This is a genomic window from Curtobacterium flaccumfaciens pv. betae (assembly GCF_026241855.1).
Taxonomy (GTDB): Bacteria; Actinomycetota; Actinomycetes; order Actinomycetales; family Microbacteriaceae; genus Curtobacterium; species Curtobacterium flaccumfaciens.
Genome location: NZ_JAPJDC010000001.1, coordinates 3,650,242 through 3,668,872, shown reverse-complemented (window position 1 = coordinate 3,668,872; position 18,631 = coordinate 3,650,242). Strand labels below are relative to the sequence as shown.

Sequence of the window (18,631 nt, the reverse complement as noted above, 5' to 3'; positions counted from 1 at the left end):
GCCGCAGCGCGTGCGACGCGTCCTGGTACTCGGTGGCACCGGTTGGCTCGGACGGACGATCGTCGACGAGCTGTTGTCCGAGGGCGCCGACGTCACCTGCCTTGCCCGGGGCACCACCGGCAGCGTCCCTGAGGGAGCGCACTTCGTCCAGGCGGATCGAGCCCTGGCCGGCGCGTACGAACAGGCCACCGGTGGCTGGGACGAGGTCATCGAGCTCGCCCACGCCCCCGAACTCGTCGCACCGGCGCTCGACGCCCTCGCCGACCGGGCCGCGCACTGGACCCTGGTGTCGACGGTCTCGGTGTACGCGGACAACGACCAACCGGGCGCCGACGAGTCCGCTCGACTGGTGGAGCCGAGGGACCCGTCCGCCTACGCCGACGCGAAGGTCCTCGCCGAACGCACCACCCGGCTCCGCCTCGGGTCGCGGCTGCTCATCGCGCGACCGGGGTTGATCGTCGGGCCCGGCGACCCCAGTGACCGGTTCGGGTACTGGCCGGCACGCTTCGACCGCGGTGGGCCGGGGCCGGTGCTGGTGCCGACGACGGCGGAGCGGTTCGTCCAGGTGATCGACGTCGCGGACCTCGCCGCCTGGCTCGTCCGTGCCGGGCGCGACGGGTTCGTCGGCACGGTCAACGCCGTGGGCGCTCCGACGCCGATGCAGGACTTCTTCCGGTGCGTCGCCGAGGTCACCGGCTTCGACGACGAGCTGGTCGCGGTCGACGACGACCTCCTGCTTGCGCATGACGTGGCCTACTGGGCCGGACCGCGATCACTCCCCCTGTGGATCCCGGTGTCGGAGGCCGGGTTCGCGCAGCGCTCTTCGGTGGCGTTCACGGACGCCGGCGGGGTGACCCGACCCATCCGGGACACCGTCGTGCGGGTACTCGAGGACGAGCGTGCCCGCGGGACGGATCGGGAACGCCGTGCCGGCCTCACCTCGACAGAGGAACGGGCGATCCACACCAGGTAGACGCGCGGTCCGCACGAGCGAGATCAGGACGCAGCGGCAGCCTGCTCGTACAGACTCGTCGCCAGGTCGTTGAGCACCTCGTGCAGCTCGCCCTTGTGCGCCCCGTCGACGGCCCGGAGCATCGCTGCGTACCGCTCCTGGTAGTCCGACACGACGACATGGCCCGGGGGAAGCAGCCGCAGCAGTGAGCCCCGGCGATCGGCCGGGTTCGGTGCGCGCTCGAGCAGGCCGGCGGTGCTCATCCGGTCGATCATGTTCGTCACCGCGCCCGAGGTCAGCCCCAGGTACCCGGCGACCTCCGTCGGCGTGGAGTACCCGGTGTCGCTGATGAGCACCAGGGCGCGGAGGGCGTTCTCGTGCACGCCCGCCCGGGCGCTGAGCTGGCTCACCAGGCTGGCGTTCGCACGGACGACGGCGGTGAACGCGGCCATGAGATCGGCGGCGTCGTCGTCGTTCGGTGCTGCTGCCACGAGGGCCTTCTTCCGTGTCGGGGACCGGGGGACAAGGTGCGTCCCCCGCACTGGGGTAAGTATACGAGTGGTCAACTTGGTGAATCACTGACTATCTTAACCATTGAAGCAAAACAGCCCGAAGGTCTTGCTCCCCCGACTTCCTGAAACCACCACCGAACGAAGAGGTACCCCGTGTCCACCAAGCTCCGCACCTCCGCACTGAAGCGGATCCGCTTCGCCCCCGTGGCGCTCCTCGCGGGTATCTTCGCCGCCGTCCTGCTCTCCCTCTCGCTCACCGGCACCCTCTCCGGGTTCGCCGCGAGCATCACCAACAGCAGCAACACCGCCGGCAGCGGCACGCTGATCATGCAGGAGCAGAACGCCGGCGCGACCGTCACCTGCCTCAGCACCGACGGCGGCTCGGTCTCGACGAACTCGGCGACCTGCTCGACGATCAACAAGTTCGGCGGCAGCACGACGATGACCCCGGGCAACACGGTCAACACCGCGATCTCGATCAAGAACACCGGCACCGCGAACGCCAGCACCTTCACGCTGAACCCGGGCGCCACGTGCACCCAGTCGGCGAATGGTTCGGCCAACGGCACCGCGACCGACCTCTGCGCCAAGATGAACCTCGTCGTCACCTCCGGTTCGACCACCGTGTTCAGCGGCACCCTCGCCAGCTTCAAGGGTGCGGCGGCGTCGGCCTTCACGATGCCGCAGGCTCCGGCCGCCGGCGCGAGCGTCCCGTTCAACTTCGCGGTGACCCTGGACTCCTCGGCCGGCAACACCTACCAGGGCCTCGCCGCCTCGGTCCCGATGACCTGGACCTTCACGGCCTGATCCAGCCTGATCCGGCCTGATCCACCCCCATCACCCCTCCCCCAGACCGGCGACGCTCGGCCGACCCCCCTCCGGCCGAGCGTCGCCACCCCAGCAAGACCAGCAAGACCAGCACGACCAGCAAGACCACCGCCCCACCCCGACCTCCCGGAGCAGAGCCCATGAGCCAGACCGCAGCGATCCCGCTCAGAGGCATGCTCGACCGCCCGGTCCTCCGCGGCCGTCAGGTCACCCGCTCCGAGACGGTCCTCGCCTGGTCGGTCGCCGCGATCGCAGCCCTGCTGCTCACCGCCGCCGTCCTGTTCCTCTCCGCCGGCGGCCGCTGGTTCGTCGTCGAGACCCCATCGATGGGCGAAGCCGCCCCGGTCGGCACCCTCGTGCTCGACCTGCCGGTGGACGTCGCCACGCTCAGCGTCGGCGACATCGTCTCGTTCGAGACCTCCGCCAACCCGGACGTCGTCTACACGCACCGCATCGTCTCGATCGACGCGGACGGCGGGATCCACACCCGCGGTGACGTCAACGGCGCGACGGACCCGTGGACGCTCACCCAGGCCGACGTGATCGGCACCCCCGCGCTCCTGGTCCCGCGCATCGGCTGGCTGCTCCGCGCCGCCCCGATCCTGCTCATCGGCACGCTGATCATCCTGACCCTGACCAGCGCGTTCACCGACCGGGTGACCCGTTCCTGCCTGCGGATCGCGGGCAGCGCCCTCACCGTCTCGTACGCGGCGTTCGTGTTCAAGCCGTTCGTCAACGTGACGACGATCACGAACACCTCGAGCCCGGCCGGCGTCGAGGCCACCGTGATCTCGTCGGGGATCTTCCCGGTCCGCGTCGACGCCCACGGCGGCAACAGCGTCCACCTGGTCGACGGCGAGATGGGCCGGGTCGTCATCCACGAGCTGACGAAGAACGGGCACTACCAGCTCATGTCGAACATCGACCTCGACCCCCTGGGTTGGGTCGCCCTGATCGCCGTGTGCCTCGTGCCGCTCGTGGCGTGCCTGGCGGTCGGCCGCGTCGAGGCGGTGCGTCCCGCGTGATCCTCCGCCGCCTGCGCGACGGTCGCGTCGTCGCCGTCCTCCTCGTGGTCGCCCTGGCCGTCGTCGTCCTGCTGAACCAGTTCGCCCCGACCCGCTCGGCGTACACCGCCCGCGTGACCAACAGCGCGAACACGGCCGCGACCGCCCCGTACTTCACGTGCACGGGCGCCGTCGGTGCGGACACCGCGAACGCGCTGTTCGCCTACCGCCTGACCGAGGCTTCTGGCTCGAAGACGGCCACCGACTGGTCGGGTCGCGGCGCGAACGGCACCTACCAGGGCGCCATGACCGCGACCACGCCGAGCCCGAACGCCTGCCCGCGTGACAGCGGGAGCGCCTACGCGCTCAACGGTTCCACGAGCTACGTCTCCACCCCGCGCTCGTACGCCAACCCGACGACCTTCAGCGAGGAGGTCTGGTTCCGCACCACGGTCGCCGGCGGCATGCTCATCGGCTTCGGCAGCAACCAGACCGGTGCGTCGGGCCAGCACGACCGGAAGCTCTACCTGACCACCAGCGGCCAGCTCGCGTTCGGCACGTACAGCGGCACCACGCAGGTCCTCACCTCGCCGAAGGCCTACACCGACGGCGCCTGGCACCACACCGTCGCCACGATGTCGCCCACCAACGGCATGCGCCTGTACGTCGACGGCACCCTCGTGGCGTCGAACGCGGCCTTCAAGAGCCCCGAGAACTTCACCGGGTACTTCCGCGTCGGCTACGACGTCGTCAGCGGGTGGCCGGGTTCCACGAACAACCCGTACTTCACCGGGTCGATGCGGTACGCCGCCGTCTACGGCACCGAACTGACGGCCAGTCAGGTCGCCGCGCACGCGGCCGCCGGTTCCTGACGCACTGACTGCCGGCCTGGAGGCGCGTGGCCGTGCCCGCCACGGGCCTCCAGTCCGTCCCCTGGTCACGTCGACGACGTGGGCCGGGTTGGCGGACCGGGCCCACCAACCCGCGGATTCGGGGCGACGAATCCCGCTGATCAGGCCTTTTCGTGCCCTGGACCGTGCCAGGATCGTCAGGTCCTGAGACGTCGGAGTCTCCATCCGACCGTCTCGAAAGGCGCCTCCCCCATGTCCTTCTGGGCCCTGTTCCTCATCGCGCTCGGCGTCTCCGCGGACGCCTTCGCCGTCGCCCTCGGCAAGGGCCTGCACATGAAGCGCTTCGACGTGCGGCACGCGATCGTGATCGCGCTCACGTTCGGGGTGTTCCAGGCGGTGATGCCGTTGCTCGGCTGGTTGCTCGGGTCGGCGTTCGCGCAGTACATCGCGGCCTTCGACCATTGGGTCGCGTTCGGGCTGCTCGCGCTGATCGGCGGGAAGATGCTGTGGGAGGCGTTCTCGAAGCACGAGGACACCGAGCAGGACACCGATCGGCTGCCGGTCCGCGAGCTCCTCGTGCTGGCGGTGGCGACCAGCATCGATGCCCTGGCGGTCGGCGTCACCCTGGCGTTCCTGCCCGTCTCGATCGGCGGCGCGGTGCTGCTCATCGGGATCACGACCTCGGTGCTGTCGTTCGTCGGGGTCCTGGTCGGTCGCCGTGTCGGTGCCCGCTTCGGCAAGCCGGCGGAGATCGCGGGTGGTGTCGTCCTGATCCTGATCGGTCTGAACATCGTGCTGGAGCACACCGGCGTCATCGGCTGAGGCCGCGGTCCGGAACCGACCCCGGACGAACGGGAGGCCCGTGGCGAGCTGCCACGGGCCTCCGGTCTCGTGCTGGTGGGCGTCAGTACCCGCCCGTGGTGCTGGTGGGGGTGTTCGCGAGGACCGTGACCACGAAGATGATCCAGAAGATGCCGAACACGATCGACAGGGCGCTGATGATGACGCCGGCGAGGGCCAGGCCGCGGCCGCGCTCCCCGGTCTTCTTGATCTGCGAGAGCGCGATGATGGACACCACGAGGCCGGCGATGTTCACCACGAAGGCCAGGACGAACCCGACGATCGCCATGACGTTGAAGCGGTCGGACGACGGCTGCATCGGAGCGCCGTAGGGCTGTCCGCCGGCGGCGTAGGGGTTCGGGTTCTGCTGGTTGTACTGGGGCGTGCCGTCACTCATGGCGCCGCGTCCTCTCTGGTCAGGGGATGTCTACACAGGAAACGTACAGGACCAGCGGGCCGCGATGTGCGGTGGGATCATCGGGGCATGGGATGGCTGCGCCGAAACCTGCTGCACGGCGGCCGGTACGACGAGCGGGACCGACGTGACCAGCTCCGGCGGTACGTGGTCCGCGGTGACCGGCTCGTTGCGTTCCTCACCGAGCACGACGATCCCCACGTCGCGCGGGTGCAGGAGCGTGTGGACCATGCGCGTGGGCTGCTCGAGCACGGCTGGGACCGTGACGACCTGCTGACGGTCGCCGCGCCGGTGCGGGCACCGTGGCCGAACGGCAAGGGGCGTGATGCGGGGGCACCTGCTCCGGAGTACGCCGACCGGGCGGACGGGCTGATCGAGGACCTGAACGCCGTGGCGCTCGAACTGCGGGCCGTCGCCGAGGTCTGATCAGCGGGTCCTGCGGCCTGCGATGATGGTCGGTGCCCCGTCCCCCGAGGGGCGTTCCCGGACCCGGAGGAGCAGTCGTGCAGGTGACCCAGCCGTCCGGACGACGCGAGCGGAACAAGCAGGTCAAGCTCGAGCGCATCGTCGCTGCGGCGAGGGAGCTGTTCGCCGAGCAGGGTGTCGACGAGGTCACCACGCAGCAGATCGCCGAACGCGCCGACATCGGTGCCGGCACGCTCTTCCTGTACGTCAAGAACAAGGGCGAACTGCTGCTGCTCGTGCAGAACGAGCACTACCGCGAGGCACTCGAGCTGGGGCGACGGGCCGCAGCCGACGCACGAACGCTCGTCGACGCCGTGGTCGCCCTCGTCGAACCGGTGGTCGCGTGCAACCGGGTGCAGGTGGAGAACGGACGCACCTACCTGCGGGAGATGGCGTTCGGTGACCCGGGCGAACCGAACCACGCCGAGGCCCTGACGATCTCGGGCGAGACCGAGCGCACGGTCGCAGGACTCATCACGGAGCACGGCGGCGTCGACGAGGACCGGGCGGCGACCCTGGCGCACGTCGTGTCCGCGGTGTTGTTCGTGACGATGGTGTCCAGCGCGGACCCCGACACGAGCGTCGCCGAGGTGGTGGCGACGATCCGCGCACAGGTCGGGGCGGTCCTGCCGAGCTGATCGCTGCAGCGCGCGTCGGGTCAGCGCCGCAGGAACTCCGCCGCGACCGGAGCGAACTGCTCCCAGTACTGGAACACCCCGCCGTGGCCGGAGTTCGGGTAGATGACCAGCTCCGAGCCGGCGATGCGGCGGTGCAGGTCCTCGGACAGGACCGACGGCACCATCCGGTCGTGGTCGCCGTTGGCGATGAGTGTGGGCTGCGTGATCACGGACAGGTCCGACGGCGCCGAGCGGCCGAAGCGCTTGATGGCCTGCAGCTGGGTCCCGAACGCCCGCAGGCCGATGGGTGCGTCACGGTCGACCGTGCGTTCCTGCAGCCGAGCGAGGAACGCCTTGGCGGCACGCTTGCCGACGGCGTCCCGGTTGAAGAACAGGAACTCCTTCGGGTCCGACCGGGTGAGCGTCGCACGGAGGACGTCGAAGTAGGTGGTGGTGACGACCTTGTCCATGTCCTTCCCGCCGCGGGGTCCGGTGCCGGTGAGCACGAGCTTCCGGACGAGACCGGGGTGCGCGACGACGAGGTCCTGCGCGATCATCCCGCCCATGGAGAACGCGAACACGTCGACCTGGTCGTACCCGAGCGCGGTGATGAACGTGTGGGCGTCGTCGGCTGCTGCTTCGATCGTCCGCGGCACCGTGCCCGACGAGGCACCGACACCCTGTTGGTCGAAGGTGATCACGTGCCGGTGCGCGGCGATCGCGTCCACGATGCGCGGGTCCCAGTTGTCCAGGGTCGCGGCGAGGTGCACGAAGAACACGACGGGGACGTCCTCGACCGGGCCGAGCTCGCGGTAGGCGAAGGTGATCCCGCCGGCCTGCACGGTCTTCGCCGGTGCCAGTGCGGAGGAGGTGACGGGTGCTGCTGCGTCGTGCATGGTCGTGGTCCGTTCGTCAGGTCGTGCGTGGAGGGGAAGGTGCTCAGGCGCCGGTGACGACGGTCTTGCCGCGCACCCGGCTCGTGGTGATCGACTCGAGTGCCTGCGGGGTCTGGTCGAAGGGGAACGTGGCACCGACGACCGGCCGGATGACGCCGTCGCGGACCAGGTCGGCGATCCGGCGGAGCTGCTGCCCGTCGGCACGCATGAACAGGAACTCGTAGGTCACCCCGAGTCGCTTCGCCCGGCGGCGGATCTTCCGGCTGATGGCGGCGATGACCAGGCGGAGGACGGGGTTCAGCCCCGCAGCCCGCGCGAAGGCCGGGTCGGGGGCACCGCTGATGCTGATCGCCTTGCCGCCCGGTCGCAGCACGGTGAGGGACCGCTCGAGGTTCTCACCGCCGAGGCTGTCGAGGACGAGGTCGTACCCGGAGAGCTCCTGGGCGAAGTCCTGCGTGCGGTGGTCGATGACGACGTCTGCGCCGAGCTCCCGGACGAAGTCGCCGTTGGTGGCCGATGCGGTCGTCGCGACGTGTGCGCCGAGGTGCTTGGCGAGCTGGATCGCGATCGTGCCGACACCGCCCGAGCCGGCGTGGATCAGGACCTTCTGCCCGGCCTGCACGTCTCCGCGCTCGACCAGGGCCTGCCACGCGGTCAGGGCGACGAGCGGGAGCGACGCAGCCTCGACCGGACTCGTGTTCGCGGGGGCGTGTGCGACGTCGGCCTCGTCGATGGCGATGCGTTCGGCGAACGTGCCGATGCGGTGGTCACGAGGTCGCGAGAAGACCTCGTCGCCGACGGCGAACCGGCGGACCGCGGCACCGACGGCGATGACCGTGCCGGCGACGTCGTGCCCGAGGATCAGGGGGGTCCTGTACGGCAGGATCAGCTTGAACTCGCCGAGCCGGAGCTTCTCGTCGAGCTGGTTGAGCCCTGCGGCGGCGACCGCGACGAGCACGTCGTGGTCGCCGACCACGGGCTCGGGGACGTCGGCTCCGTGGAGGGGCTGCTCGTAGTCGTCGAAGATGAACGCGCGCATGGGTCTGGTGCTCCTGTGGTCGTGAGGGGTCTGGGTGTGTGGGGGTCTACTGGCCGAGCAGGTCGCGGACCGCGTCGACGACGGCGGTCCGGTCCTGGGACACGACGCCGTGCCCGGCATCGGGGACGATCCGCACCGAGGCGTGCGGGAACCGATCGCGCAGGACGTCGACGTTGGTGACCGGGACCATCCGGTCGGAGTCGCCGTGCACGAGCAACGCGGGCCCGGTGAACGCGGACGGCGTCGACACGAGTGGCCGATCGCTCCACCGGCGGACCGCGCGGAGTTGTGCGCGGAACACCGCCGGGCTGATCGCACGGTCTCGGTCGGTACGCGGGCGGGCGAGGCGTGCCCGGTAGTCGGCAGCGGCACGGCGTCCGGCCGGTGTCCTGGTGAAGAACAGCAGGGTCGTGGGATCGGTGGCGGTGACGAGCCCGCGCAGGATCGTGCGGACGACGACACCGGTCATGCTCGCGAGGCCGGGCCCACCGGCCGGTCCCGACCCGGCCAGCACCAGGTGGTGCACCAGCCCGGGGGCGCGCTCGACGATCTCCTGCGCGACCATCCCGCCCATCGACAGCCCGAACAGGTCGATCCGGTCGAGACCGAGTGCTCGGATCGCCGCGAGGGCATCGGTGGCCATTTCCTCGATCGAGTCGCGGGCGCGTCCTCCGGCGCCACCGACTCCGCGGTAGCCGAGCAAGACCACGCCGCCGTGCTCGGCGAGCGGCTGGACGAGCTCGGGGTCGAAGCTGTCGAGGTTGGCGGCGAGGTGCGTCAGGACCACGAGCGGGATGCCCGCGCTGGTGCTGCCGAGTGTGCGGGCCAGGACGGTCCCGCCCGGGACGGCGATCGCACGGGTCGTCGTCGACGTGTCGCGCTCGGTGTGCGGTTCGTCGTCCATCGCCGTCCTGGTCTGGTGTGGTGCGCCTCGGGCTATCCGAGTATGCTCAATAATGAGCACACTCACTAAAGTTGTCAAGGAGCGCGATGGAAGCCACCCTCGGTCGGCGGGAACGCGGACGGCAGGACAAGACCCGGCGCATCCTCGACGCCGCACGCACCCTGTTCCTGGAGCGGGGCGTCGGCGGGGTCACCACACAGCAGATCGCCGACCGGGCGGACGTCGCCGTCGGCACCCTGTTCCGGTACGCGGCGACCAAGGCCGAGCTGTTGATCATGGTGCAGAACGAGCGGTTCGCAACGGCGATCGACGACGGTCTGGCGGCGGTCGCGGCCGCCCCCGACGATGCCGATGCCGTACCGGTCGTGCTCGCGCTGCTCGGACCGGTGGTGCACTGCGTCCGGGAGCATCCCGAGAACGGCCGGACCTACCTGCACGAGCTGGTGTTCGGCGACCCGTCAGAACCGAACCGGCACCGCGGACTCGCCCTGGCCCAGCGTCTCGAGGACGGCGTGGCCGCGGTGCTCGAGCGGCACGCCCGGGTCACGACCGTCGACGCCCCGGTGCTCGCCCGGGTGGTCACCGCCGTGCTGCACATCGGGCTGACCGCCACCGTCCACCAGGCGCTGACGACCGAGGAGCTGCTGCAGGACATCCGGTCGCAGCTCGCTGCGATCCTCGGCCCTGTGGCCGGCCCGTGAACAGCCGGGAGGCCCGTGGCGGGCCCGCACCGCGCCTCCCGTCCGCCCGTTGCCGGTCCACCTGCCGGACCCGCCGCAGCCGTCGGGCGCATGATGGGCGGATGGCACGCATCCTCGTCACCGGATCCACCGACGGCCTCGGGCGGGGAACCGCCGACTCGCTGCTCCGCAGCGGACACGTCGTCGTCGTCCACGCGCGCAACCCGGCCCGCGCCGAGGCGGTCGCCGACCTGGTGGAGCGCGGCGCCGAACTCGTCGTCGCCGACCTGGCGGACCGCGACGCCGTGATCGCCACCGCCCGGGAACTCGACGCCGGCACCCCGCTCGACGCCGTCGTGCACAACGCCGGCGTGATCTCCGGCCGTTCCCTGGTGCCCGTCAACGTCGTGGCGCCCTACCTGTTCACCGCGTTGCTGCGGTCGCCGGGGCGGCACGTGTACCTGAGCAGCGGGATGCACCGGGGCGGCCGTCCGCGCCTGGACACCGTCGACTGGACCGGCGCTTCGGAGACGAACTCGTACTCCGACACGAAGCTGTTCGTGACGGCGCTCGCCGCCGAGGTGCCGCTCCGACGCCCGGGCGTGCTGAGCAACGCCGTCGACCCGGGCTGGGTGGCGACCAAGATGGGCGGGGCCGGCGCTCCGGACGACTTCGAGCTCGGACACCGCACGCAGGAGACGCTCGCGACCGACCCGGACCAAACCGTGACGGGTGGTTACTGGTTCCACGGAGAGCGGCAGGAGCCGCACCCGGCGGTCGCCGACCAGCGGTTCCGCACCGAACTGCTCGACACGCTCGCGACGGCCACCGGCGTCACGCTCTGAGTCGCTGACGGACCGGCACGACCGGTCGGGTGCTCCTGCGAAGGCGTTCGTGGCGACCGGACCAGGATGGGCTCGGCGCGACGAACGGAGGACCCGGTGACCCTCGGCCTGCACAACGGATCGAGTGGGTGGCAGCGTGTGCGACGGCACGGCCTGCTCCTCGCGAACGTCGCCGTCTTCGTCGTGTGCTTCGTCGGCATGGTGTTGGCCGGGTGGCGGGTGTCCGCGGCGGACGCACTCCAGCACGGCGAGGCGGCCGTGTCGCTCTGGGGCTTCCTGACGAGCGGCGACTTCGCCGAGGCCACCTTCGAGAACTGGGAGAGCGAGTTCCTGCAGATGGGCGCGTACATCGTGTTCACGGTGTTCCTGTTCCAGAAGGGGTCGAGCGAGTCCGAGCCCCTGGACGAACAGAGCCCGCAGGACGAGGACCCCCGGGAGCACGCCGACGATCCGAAGGCCCCGTGGCCGGTGCGCCGGGGCGGGATCGTGCTCGTGCTGTACGAGAACTCCCTGCTGATCCTGTTCGCGGTGCTGTTCCTCGGCAGTGTCGTGGGGCACCTGATCGGTGGTGCGGCGGCCTACAACGAGGAGCAGCTCGAACACGGCGGCGATGTCGTCACGGCGTGGGGCTACCTGGGCACGAGCCAGTTCTGGTTCGAGTCGATGCAGAACTGGCAGTCGGAGTTCCTGGTCATCTCGGTGATGGTGATCGCCACCGTGTCCCTGCGGCAACGAGGGTCGAGCCAGTCGAAGCCCGTGGCCGCACCGACCGAGCAGACCGGGGCCTGAGCGGACCCGGCTGACGACGATCGCGGGGTTTCCCCACCGTCGACGGGGGGCAGCACCGGTGTGCGGGCGGACCCCCGCGGCGAGGCTGGTGTCGGGCAATAAGCTCGTCACCGACACGAAGAGGTCCGCATGTACACCGCCGTCGCCACCTCGGGCGCACCCACCACCGTCCCCCGGTTCCGACCGTTCCGAGCCGTCGCCGACGGCAGCACCTGGCGGGCCTTCGCGTTCCACGCCGCGCACCTGCCGATCGCGATCGCCGCGCTGGCCTGGTTCGTCGTGGTGCTGGCCGTCGGCATCCCGGTGTCGCTGACCTGGGTCGGCCTGGTCGTCGCCGCGTTCCTGCTCGGTGGGTCGCACTGGTTCGCCGCGGTCACCCGCCGGATGTCCGCCGCGCTGCTCGGGCAGGTCGTCGTCGCCCCGGCACCGCCCCGTGCAGGTTCGACGCCGCTCGGCACCGCGTTCGCCCGGCTGTCGGACGGCCCCACCTGGCGGGCGTTCGCGTACCTGCTCGCGGGGTTCGTGCTGACCACCACCACGTTCGCCGTCTCGACCGCTGTGCTCGTGAGCGGTCTGGGCGCGATGACGCACGCGGCGTGGGGGCACTTCCTGCCGGCGCAGCGGGGCGCGGACGGCGAGCTCCACAGCGGTGCGCAGTTCCTCGGCGTGTACGTCGACACCCCGCCGCTGCAGGTCGGGTTCGCGGTGCTCGGCCTGCTCATCGTGCTGTTCCTCTGGCCCGCGGTGAACCACGGGCTCGCGGCACTGCAGCGTGTGGTCATCCGCGCCCTGCTCGGTGCCACCGCCCGCGACCTGCGGCTCCGCCAGGTCACGGCCTCGCGCGACGCCGCCGTGCTCGACGCCGACACCACCCTGCGCCGCATCGAGCGGGAGCTGCACGACGGCACCCAGGCCCGGCTCGTCGGCCTGGCGATGACCCTGGGCGACGCCCGCGACCGCCTGCAGACCGGCGCCGACCCGGACGCGGTCACCGCGCTGGTCGACCGGGCGCACGCGTCGACGAAAGAGGCGCTGGTCGAGCTCCGCGCCCTGGCCCGCGGCATCCACCCGCCCGTCCTCGACGAGGGGCTCGAGGCCGCGCTGACCTCGGCGTGCTCCCGGACCCCGTTCCCCGTCGCGCTGTCGGTGGACCTGCCCGTCCGGCCGTCCCGCGTCGTCGAGGGGATCGCGTACTTCGGGGTGCTCGAGCTGCTGACGAACGTGTCGAAGCACGCCGGAGCCTCGGCCACCGCCGTCCGGGTCGGCATGCTCGGCACCGACCTGCTCGTCGAGGTCGAGGACGACGGCCACGGCGGGGCACACGTCGCGCTCGGCACCCCCGACGGTCACGGCACCGGCCTGGCCGGGGTGCTCGAACGGCTGCGCGCCGTGGACGGGGACCTGCAGGTGGACAGCCCCGCCGGCGGCCCGACCCGCATCCGGATGCGCATGCCGAGCGGAGCCGAACGGTGAGGATCGTCGTCGCCGACGACAACACGATCGTGCGCGAGGGGCTGACGTCCCTGCTGCGCGGTCGCGGGCACGAGGTCGTGCCGGTGTCGGACGGCGACGCCGCGGTGGCCGCCGTCGCGCACGGCGCGGTCGACGTCGTGGTGATGGACATCCGGATGCCGCCGACCCACACCGACGAGGGGGTCCGCGCGGCCATGCGGGTGAAGGACGTCCGGCCCGACGTCGGGGTGCTCCTGTTCTCGCAGTACGCCGAGGCGCAGTGGGCGCGGGCGCTGCTCGACGTCGCCACCGTCGGCGTCGGGTACCTGCTGAAGGACCAGGTCGCCGAGGTCGGCACCTTCATCGACTCACTGCACCAGGTCGCCGCGGGCAACGTCGTGCTCGACCCCGAGGTGGCTGCCGCACTGGTCCAGGCGCCGCGTGCCACGAACGGTCCGCTCGACTCGCTGACCGCCCGCGAGACCGACGTGCTGCGCCTGATGGCCGAGGGCCGGTCCAACGCCGCGATCGCGGACACGCTGTTCCTGTCCGGCGGGACCGTCGAGAAGCACGTCACCGCGGTCTTCACCAAGCTCGGGCTCGAGGCGACGCCGAACGAGAACCGGCGGGTGCTCGCGGTCCTGCGGTTCCTGGCGGACTGAGCGGGGCCCTGGACGGGCGACCGACCGGACGGGAGGCCCGTGGCGGGCCCGCCACGGGCCTCCCGTCCGGTCCGCACCACGCTGGTGCGGTAGGTTCCTGCCGAACGCAGTCCGCAGGTGAGAGGGGGCGCCCGATGGCGCAGGGGCACCGCTCTCCGCCCACGATGAGCGACGTCGCCGCCGTGGCGGGTGTCTCGAAGAAGACCGTCTCGAACGTGCTGTCCGGTTACGAACACGTCTCCGTCCGCACGCGCGACCGTGTGATGGCCGCCGTCGACGAGCTCGGCTACGAGCTCAACGTCTCGGCGCGGAACTTCCGCGCCGGACGCTCCAAGGTGCTCGGCCTCGCGGTGCCGGAACTGCGGCAGGCGTACTTCGCCGAACTCGCCGACGCCGTCATCCGCGCTGCCGGAGCCGTGGGCTACACGGTGCTCATCGAGCAGACCGCGAGCGGCGTGCGCGAGGCGGACGCGATCACCCGGATGCGCGAGCACTCGATCGACGGCATCATCTACAGCCCCCTGACCGTCCGGCCGAGCGACGCCGCCGCGCTCGAGGTGAAGTTCCCCCTGGTCGTGCTCGGTGAGCCGATCCCGGACGCCCCCGTGCCGTTCATCGCCATGTCGAACGCGGACGCGCTGCGGGACGCGACCGCCCACCTGCTCGACGCCGGTCGCCGGTCGATCGCGTTCATCGGCTTCGACCCGTCGGGCCCCGTGCGCACGGCCCAGGAGCGACTGCGGGGCTACCGCGAGGCGCTCGACGACCACGGCGTGCCGTTCGCACCCGAGCGGGTGGTGCGGACCGCGCTGTGGCACCGGGCCGAGGGGGCGGCGGCTGCACGGCAACTCCTCGACGCCGGTGTGCCGGTCGATGGGATCGTCTGCTGCAACGACGCGCTGGCGCTCGGGGCGATGAGTGCCCTGCAGCTCGCGGGCCGGACCGTGCCGGACGACGTCGCGGTCGTCGGGTTCGACGACATCGAGGAGTCGGCGTACTCGACCCCGGCGCTGACCACCGTGTCGGCCGACCTGGACCGCGTCGCTGCGACGGCGGTCGGGGTGCTCGTCGCCCAGCTCGAGGAGGGCGCCCCGGCGACACCGGGGGTGCTGCGCTCGCGCCACACGCTGGTGGTGCGGGCGTCGTCAGCGACCCGCTAGGGACGGGAGGCCCGTGGCGGACCCGCCACGGGCCTCCCGTCCGTCCCGGTGTCGCGTCTCAGGCCGCGACCGGCTCCGCAGGCCGGTCACGCAGCGCCGGGCAGTGCTCGGCGGTGGGGTGCTCGGTGATCGCGATGACCTGGTCGAGCCGCCCCCGGACCGCCTCGAGCTCGGCCAGCTGCGCGGTGATCCGGTCCCGCTCCGCGATGAGCAGCGCGAACGACTCCGGCGTCGACTCCCCACGGTCGACGCAGGGCAGCAGCTGCACGATCGTGCGGCTCGCGAGCCCGGCGGCGAACAGCTGCTGCACGAGCTGGACCCGCTCGACCGCTGCGTCCGTGTAGATCCGCTGCCCGCTCGCGGTGCGCGACGCGGTGAGCAGTCCCTGCTCCTCGTAGTACCGCAGCGAGCGGACGCTGACGCCGGTCTCGGCCGCGAGGTCGCCGATGCGCATGTGTGCTCCGATCCGGGCTTGCCCCTGACATGGATGTGAGGTCTTAGCGTAGCCGAGCCGCTGCGGGAGACACCCGCGCGGCAGGAGGAGACACCATGGACATCGCTGGATCGGTCGCACTCGTCACCGGCTCGAACCGCGGCATCGGACGCCGCTTCGCCCTGGAGCTGCTGGAGCGCGGGGCGTCGAAGGTCTACGCGACCGCACGCCGCCCCGAACTCGTCGACGTCGAGGGCGTCGTCGCGCTGCCCCTCGACATCACCGACCAGGCCTCGGTCGACGCGGTGGCCGCAGCCGCGGGCGACGTGACGCTGCTCGTGAACAACGCCGGCATCTCGACGCAGGGCTCCCTGGTGACCGACGACCTGACCATCGTCCGGAAGGCCATGGACACGCACTTCTGGGGCAGCCTGTCGATGATCCGTGCCTTCGCGCCGGTGATCGAGCGGAACGGCGGCGGCGCGATCGTCAACGTGCTGTCGGCACTGTCCTGGTTCGCGGCGCCCGGCGCCGGTGGCTACGCCGCGGCGAAGGCGGCCGAGTGGAACATGACGAACGCCGTCCGCCTGGAGCTCGCCGACCGGGGCATCAGCGTGCAGGGACTCCACCTCGGTGCGGCCGACACCGACATGATGGGCGACTACGACGGCCCGAAGACGGACCCGACGGACGTGGCCCGTGCGGCACTCGACGGTGTGGAGCGCGGCGCGGCCGAGGTGCTGGTCGACGACTGGAGCCGGATGGTGAAGGCGTCGCTCGCCGATGCACCGGAGCGCTTCTACGCGCAGATGGCCTGAGCGCCGCGGCGACGCGACGGACAGCTCGGGGTCGCGGCGGGAGGACCGTCGCGACCCCGTCCGTCAGTGGTCTGCCGGTCCTGGTCAGACCGCGTCCGCGCGCAGGAACTCCGCCACCGGGGTCGACCCCGTGTTGAACCGGAAGGTGTTGCCGGCCGTGCCGGGGTTCTCGACCACGTCGGCGACCACGTGCGCCACGTCACCGCGCGGCACCTGGGTGGACGAGCCGTCCCAGTCGACGGAGCCGGTCGGCTCGTCGTCGGTCAGGGTGCTCGGGGCGACGATCGTCCACTGCAGCCCCGAGTCGCGGAGCACGGCGTCGGCGATCATCTTCGACTGCGCGTACGCGAAGAAGTCCTGGTCCTGCGGGATCCCGTGGTCGAGCTGCGAGCCGGACCACGACACCATCACGTAGCGGTCGACGCCGGCCTGCTTCGCCCCCTGGATCGACAGCACCGCAGCGTCGCGGTCGATGGCCCAGGTCCGGTCGACGGAACCGCCACCGGCACCGGCCGACCACACCACGGCGTCGTGCCCGCGGATCAGTTCGGCGAAGTCGTTCAGGGACTGCTGCTGGATGTCCGCGACGTGCGGTTCGCCGCCGTGCGCCCGGATCTCGTCGGACTGGTCGGCGTTCCGGATGACGGAGGTGACCGTGTGTCCGCGCTCGGACAGGATGCGGGTGGCGAGGAGGGCGACCTTGCCGTGGCCGCCGAGGACGATGACGTTGCTCATGCGCCGGACGTTACTCGGGGAGGCTCCGTACCCGGGAACGCCGGACGTCCGCCCGGCGATCGCTCGCGATGCTCGGAACACCCGAGGTCACCGTGCGTACCGTCGGGGGCAACACGACAGGAGTCACGATGAGCAAGCAGCACGAGCAGCACACCCTGGTCCGCACCCTGGTCCTCGGCATCATGAGCGGCGGCCGGAGCGCCACCCCGCTCGCCGTCCTCGCACTGAACCACGACCGGTCCTCGCTGAAGGGTTCGTGGCAGCAGTGGAAGGTCTTCAGCACCCCGGTCGGCCGTGGGCTGCTCGTCGCCTCCGCCGTCGGTGAGCTCATCGGCGACAAGCTGCCGAAGACCCCGAACCGCATCGCCCCCTCGGCGCTGCTCGGACGTGTCGCGTCCGGTGCCCTCGCCGGAGCCGCACTCGGCACCACGGGCAAGCGCGACCTGCGCATCGAGGGCGCGATCCTCGGTGGCGTCGGTGCCCTCGTCGGCAGCTTCGTCGGCTGGGGTGTGCGCAAGGCCCTCGGGGGCGCGGGCCTGCCCGACCCCGTCGTCGCGCTCGCCGAGGACGCCGCCACCATCGCCGGCTCCGTGAAGGTCATCACCGCCGACTGAGCGCCGCGGGCGCGCTGCGCTTGCTCGCCGCGCGCGCTGCGCTCGCCGCGGCGCGCTTCGTGAGCAGGAACGGTCGGGTCGCACCGCCGCACCCGACCGTTCCTGCTCACGATCCGCACGCCTCGGCCTACGGTGGCCCTCATGCACATCGTCGTCATCGGAGCCACCGGCCACATCGGCTCGTTCCTCGTCCCCCGTCTCGTCCGCTCGGGGCACCGCGTCGTCGCCGTCACGCGCGGCACGAGCACCCCGTACGCCGACGCCCCGGAGTGGCAGCAGGTCGAGCGGATCACCGCCGACCGCGAGCAGGAGGACCGTGACGGCACCTTCGGCAGCCGCATCGCCGCGCTCGGTGCCGACGCCGTCGTCGACCTCGTCTGCTTCACCGAGTCCTCGGCCGCAGCGCTGGTCGACGCGCTCCGCGGCACCGGCACGCACCTGCTGCACTGCGGTTCGATCTGGCGCGCCGGTGTCTCGCACGTGCTGCCGATCACCGAGCAGGACGCCACCCCGCCGTTCGGCGACTACGGCGTCCAGAAGGACGCCATCGCCCGGATGCTCAAGGAAGAAACCGCATCAGGCGGTTTGGTCACGACGTCGCTGCACCCCGGACACATCAGCGGTCCGGGCTGGACGCCGATCGGTCCGCTCGGCAACCTCGACACCTCGGTGCTGACGAAGCTGTCCGCCGGCGAACCGCTCGAGGTCCCCGGTCTCGGCGCCGAGACGATGGCCCACGTGCACGCCGACGACGTCGCGCAGGCGTTCCAGCTCGCGGTCGAGCACCGCGATGCGGCGGCGGGCGAGGACTTCTTCGTGACGGCTCCGACGGCGCTCACCGCGCGCGGGTACGCCCACCTGGCAGCGTCGTGGTTCGGCCAGGAGGCCCGGCTCGACTCCGTCACCTGGGACCGGTTCCGCGAGACCACGGCTCCGGAACACGCTGACGCCAGCTGGGAGCACCTGTCCCGCAGCCAGGTCTTCAGCACCGAGAAGGCGAGTCGTCTGCTCGGCTACGCGCCGGCGTTCACCGCCGAGGAGACCGTGCTGGACGCCGTGCGCTGGCTCGTCGACCACGGTGAGCTCGCGGTCACGAACCCCCTGGTCCGCTGAGATCCAC

The 18,631-nt window shown here is 71.4% G+C and carries 23 protein-coding genes; 16 read left to right on the top strand and 7 right to left on the bottom strand.

From position 1 onward, the window contains the following. Positions 1-10: 10 nt before the first annotated feature. Positions 11-973, top strand: a complete 963-nt coding sequence (locus ORG17_RS17345; protein WP_301565340.1) for an NAD-dependent epimerase/dehydratase family protein — start codon at positions 11-13, stop codon at positions 971-973. Between the two features lie 23 nt (positions 974-996). Here ORG17_RS17345 and ORG17_RS17340 read toward each other — a convergent pair whose 3' ends face one another. Continuing rightward, positions 997-1,443, bottom strand: coding sequence for a MarR family winged helix-turn-helix transcriptional regulator (locus ORG17_RS17340; RefSeq protein ID WP_071248606.1), 447 nt, complete (start codon positions 1,441-1,443; stop codon positions 997-999). Between the two features lie 174 nt (positions 1,444-1,617). On the opposite strand from ORG17_RS17340, the gene ORG17_RS17335 reads away from it, so the two are divergent. The 4 genes from ORG17_RS17335 (at position 1,618) to ORG17_RS17320 (ending at position 4,969) form a co-directional block, all read left to right on the top strand. Continuing rightward, the gene (locus ORG17_RS17335; RefSeq protein ID WP_027466885.1) at positions 1,618-2,271 is read left to right on the top strand and encodes a COG1361 family protein; all 654 of its coding nucleotides are present in this window, start codon (positions 1,618-1,620) and stop codon (positions 2,269-2,271) included. A 161-nt stretch (positions 2,272-2,432) separates the two neighbouring features. Further along, entirely contained in the window at positions 2,433-3,317 is an 885-nt protein-coding gene (locus ORG17_RS17330) for a S26 family signal peptidase (RefSeq protein ID WP_214586056.1), read from the top strand. Continuing rightward, the gene (locus tag ORG17_RS17325) at positions 3,314-4,168 is read left to right on the top strand and encodes a LamG domain-containing protein (RefSeq protein WP_214527982.1); all 855 of its coding nucleotides are present in this window, start codon (positions 3,314-3,316) and stop codon (positions 4,166-4,168) included. Before ORG17_RS17330 ends, ORG17_RS17325 begins: the two co-directional genes overlap by 4 nt. Positions 4,169-4,399: 231 nt before the next feature. Continuing rightward, positions 4,400-4,969 (top strand): manganese efflux pump MntP, encoded by a 570-nt coding sequence (locus tag ORG17_RS17320; RefSeq protein ID WP_214527983.1) that lies wholly within the window; start codon positions 4,400-4,402, stop codon positions 4,967-4,969. Positions 4,970-5,051: 82 nt separating this feature from the next. Here the strand turns inward: ORG17_RS17320 and ORG17_RS17315 are convergent, their stop codons facing one another. Beyond that, entirely contained in the window at positions 5,052-5,384 is a 333-nt protein-coding gene (locus ORG17_RS17315; RefSeq protein WP_214527984.1) for a DUF4190 domain-containing protein, read from the bottom strand. A gap of 87 nt (positions 5,385-5,471) precedes the next feature. Between ORG17_RS17315 and ORG17_RS17310 the strand changes: the two genes are divergently transcribed. After that, the gene (locus tag ORG17_RS17310) at positions 5,472-5,828 is read left to right on the top strand and encodes a hypothetical protein (protein ID WP_214527985.1); all 357 of its coding nucleotides are present in this window, start codon (positions 5,472-5,474) and stop codon (positions 5,826-5,828) included. 77 nt (positions 5,829-5,905) lie between these two features. Continuing rightward, the gene (locus tag ORG17_RS17305; protein WP_214527986.1) at positions 5,906-6,505 is read left to right on the top strand and encodes a TetR/AcrR family transcriptional regulator; all 600 of its coding nucleotides are present in this window, start codon (positions 5,906-5,908) and stop codon (positions 6,503-6,505) included. 20 nt (positions 6,506-6,525) lie between these two features. Here ORG17_RS17305 and ORG17_RS17300 read toward each other — a convergent pair whose 3' ends face one another. Genes ORG17_RS17300 through ORG17_RS17290 form a run of 3 tightly spaced genes read right to left on the bottom strand, consistent with a single transcriptional unit; the run spans position 6,526 to position 9,323 of the window. Next, positions 6,526-7,380 carry an alpha/beta fold hydrolase gene (locus tag ORG17_RS17300; protein WP_214527987.1) on the bottom strand — a complete coding sequence of 285 codons (855 nt, stop codon included), beginning with the start codon at positions 7,378-7,380 and terminating at the stop codon, positions 6,526-6,528. A 43-nt stretch (positions 7,381-7,423) separates the two neighbouring features. Further along, entirely contained in the window at positions 7,424-8,419 is a 996-nt protein-coding gene (locus ORG17_RS17295) for an NADP-dependent oxidoreductase (RefSeq protein WP_214527988.1), read from the bottom strand. Between the two features lie 46 nt (positions 8,420-8,465). Continuing rightward, entirely contained in the window at positions 8,466-9,323 is an 858-nt protein-coding gene (locus ORG17_RS17290; RefSeq protein WP_214527989.1) for an alpha/beta fold hydrolase, read from the bottom strand. A gap of 86 nt (positions 9,324-9,409) precedes the next feature. Here ORG17_RS17290 and ORG17_RS17285 point away from each other — a divergent pair, with 86 nt between their 5' ends. The 6 genes from ORG17_RS17285 (at position 9,410) to ORG17_RS17260 (ending at position 14,911) form a co-directional block, all read left to right on the top strand. Then, on the top strand, positions 9,410-10,024 hold the full coding sequence (locus ORG17_RS17285) for a TetR/AcrR family transcriptional regulator (RefSeq protein ID WP_214527990.1): 615 nt from the start codon (positions 9,410-9,412) through the stop codon (positions 10,022-10,024). A gap of 101 nt (positions 10,025-10,125) precedes the next feature. Then, on the top strand, positions 10,126-10,848 hold the full coding sequence (locus ORG17_RS17280; protein ID WP_214527991.1) for an SDR family NAD(P)-dependent oxidoreductase: 723 nt from the start codon (positions 10,126-10,128) through the stop codon (positions 10,846-10,848). Positions 10,849-10,944: 96 nt separating this feature from the next. Continuing rightward, on the top strand, positions 10,945-11,637 hold the full coding sequence (locus ORG17_RS17275) for a DUF6766 family protein (RefSeq protein WP_301565339.1): 693 nt from the start codon (positions 10,945-10,947) through the stop codon (positions 11,635-11,637). 129 nt (positions 11,638-11,766) lie between these two features. Further along, entirely contained in the window at positions 11,767-13,110 is a 1,344-nt protein-coding gene (locus ORG17_RS17270; protein ID WP_214527992.1) for a sensor histidine kinase, read from the top strand. After that, entirely contained in the window at positions 13,107-13,751 is a 645-nt protein-coding gene (locus ORG17_RS17265) for a response regulator transcription factor (protein WP_138802162.1), read from the top strand. The genes ORG17_RS17270 and ORG17_RS17265 overlap by 4 nt, the downstream gene beginning before the upstream one ends. Before the next feature lie 164 nt (positions 13,752-13,915). Continuing rightward, the gene (locus ORG17_RS17260) at positions 13,916-14,911 is read left to right on the top strand and encodes a LacI family DNA-binding transcriptional regulator (protein ID WP_214527993.1); all 996 of its coding nucleotides are present in this window, start codon (positions 13,916-13,918) and stop codon (positions 14,909-14,911) included. A 58-nt stretch (positions 14,912-14,969) separates the two neighbouring features. Here the strand turns inward: ORG17_RS17260 and ORG17_RS17255 are convergent, their stop codons facing one another. Next, positions 14,970-15,365 carry a MerR family transcriptional regulator gene (locus tag ORG17_RS17255; RefSeq protein WP_027466874.1) on the bottom strand — a complete coding sequence of 132 codons (396 nt, stop codon included), beginning with the start codon at positions 15,363-15,365 and terminating at the stop codon, positions 14,970-14,972. 95 nt (positions 15,366-15,460) lie between these two features. Here ORG17_RS17255 and ORG17_RS17250 point away from each other — a divergent pair, with 95 nt between their 5' ends. Then, positions 15,461-16,162, top strand: a complete 702-nt coding sequence (locus ORG17_RS17250; RefSeq protein ID WP_111038386.1) for an SDR family oxidoreductase — start codon at positions 15,461-15,463, stop codon at positions 16,160-16,162. 84 nt (positions 16,163-16,246) lie between these two features. On the opposite strand, the gene ORG17_RS17245 is transcribed toward ORG17_RS17250, so the two are convergent. Beyond that, on the bottom strand, positions 16,247-16,897 hold the full coding sequence (locus ORG17_RS17245) for an NAD(P)H-binding protein (RefSeq protein WP_214522632.1): 651 nt from the start codon (positions 16,895-16,897) through the stop codon (positions 16,247-16,249). A gap of 128 nt (positions 16,898-17,025) precedes the next feature. Between ORG17_RS17245 and ORG17_RS17240 the strand changes: the two genes are divergently transcribed. Both ORG17_RS17240 and ORG17_RS17235 read left to right on the top strand, forming a co-directional pair. Next, positions 17,026-17,511 (top strand): DUF4126 family protein, encoded by a 486-nt coding sequence (locus ORG17_RS17240; protein ID WP_051597019.1) that lies wholly within the window; start codon positions 17,026-17,028, stop codon positions 17,509-17,511. 141 nt (positions 17,512-17,652) lie between these two features. After that, positions 17,653-18,624 carry an NAD-dependent epimerase/dehydratase family protein gene (locus ORG17_RS17235; protein WP_214527994.1) on the top strand — a complete coding sequence of 324 codons (972 nt, stop codon included), beginning with the start codon at positions 17,653-17,655 and terminating at the stop codon, positions 18,622-18,624. Positions 18,625-18,631: the final 7 nt, after the last annotated feature.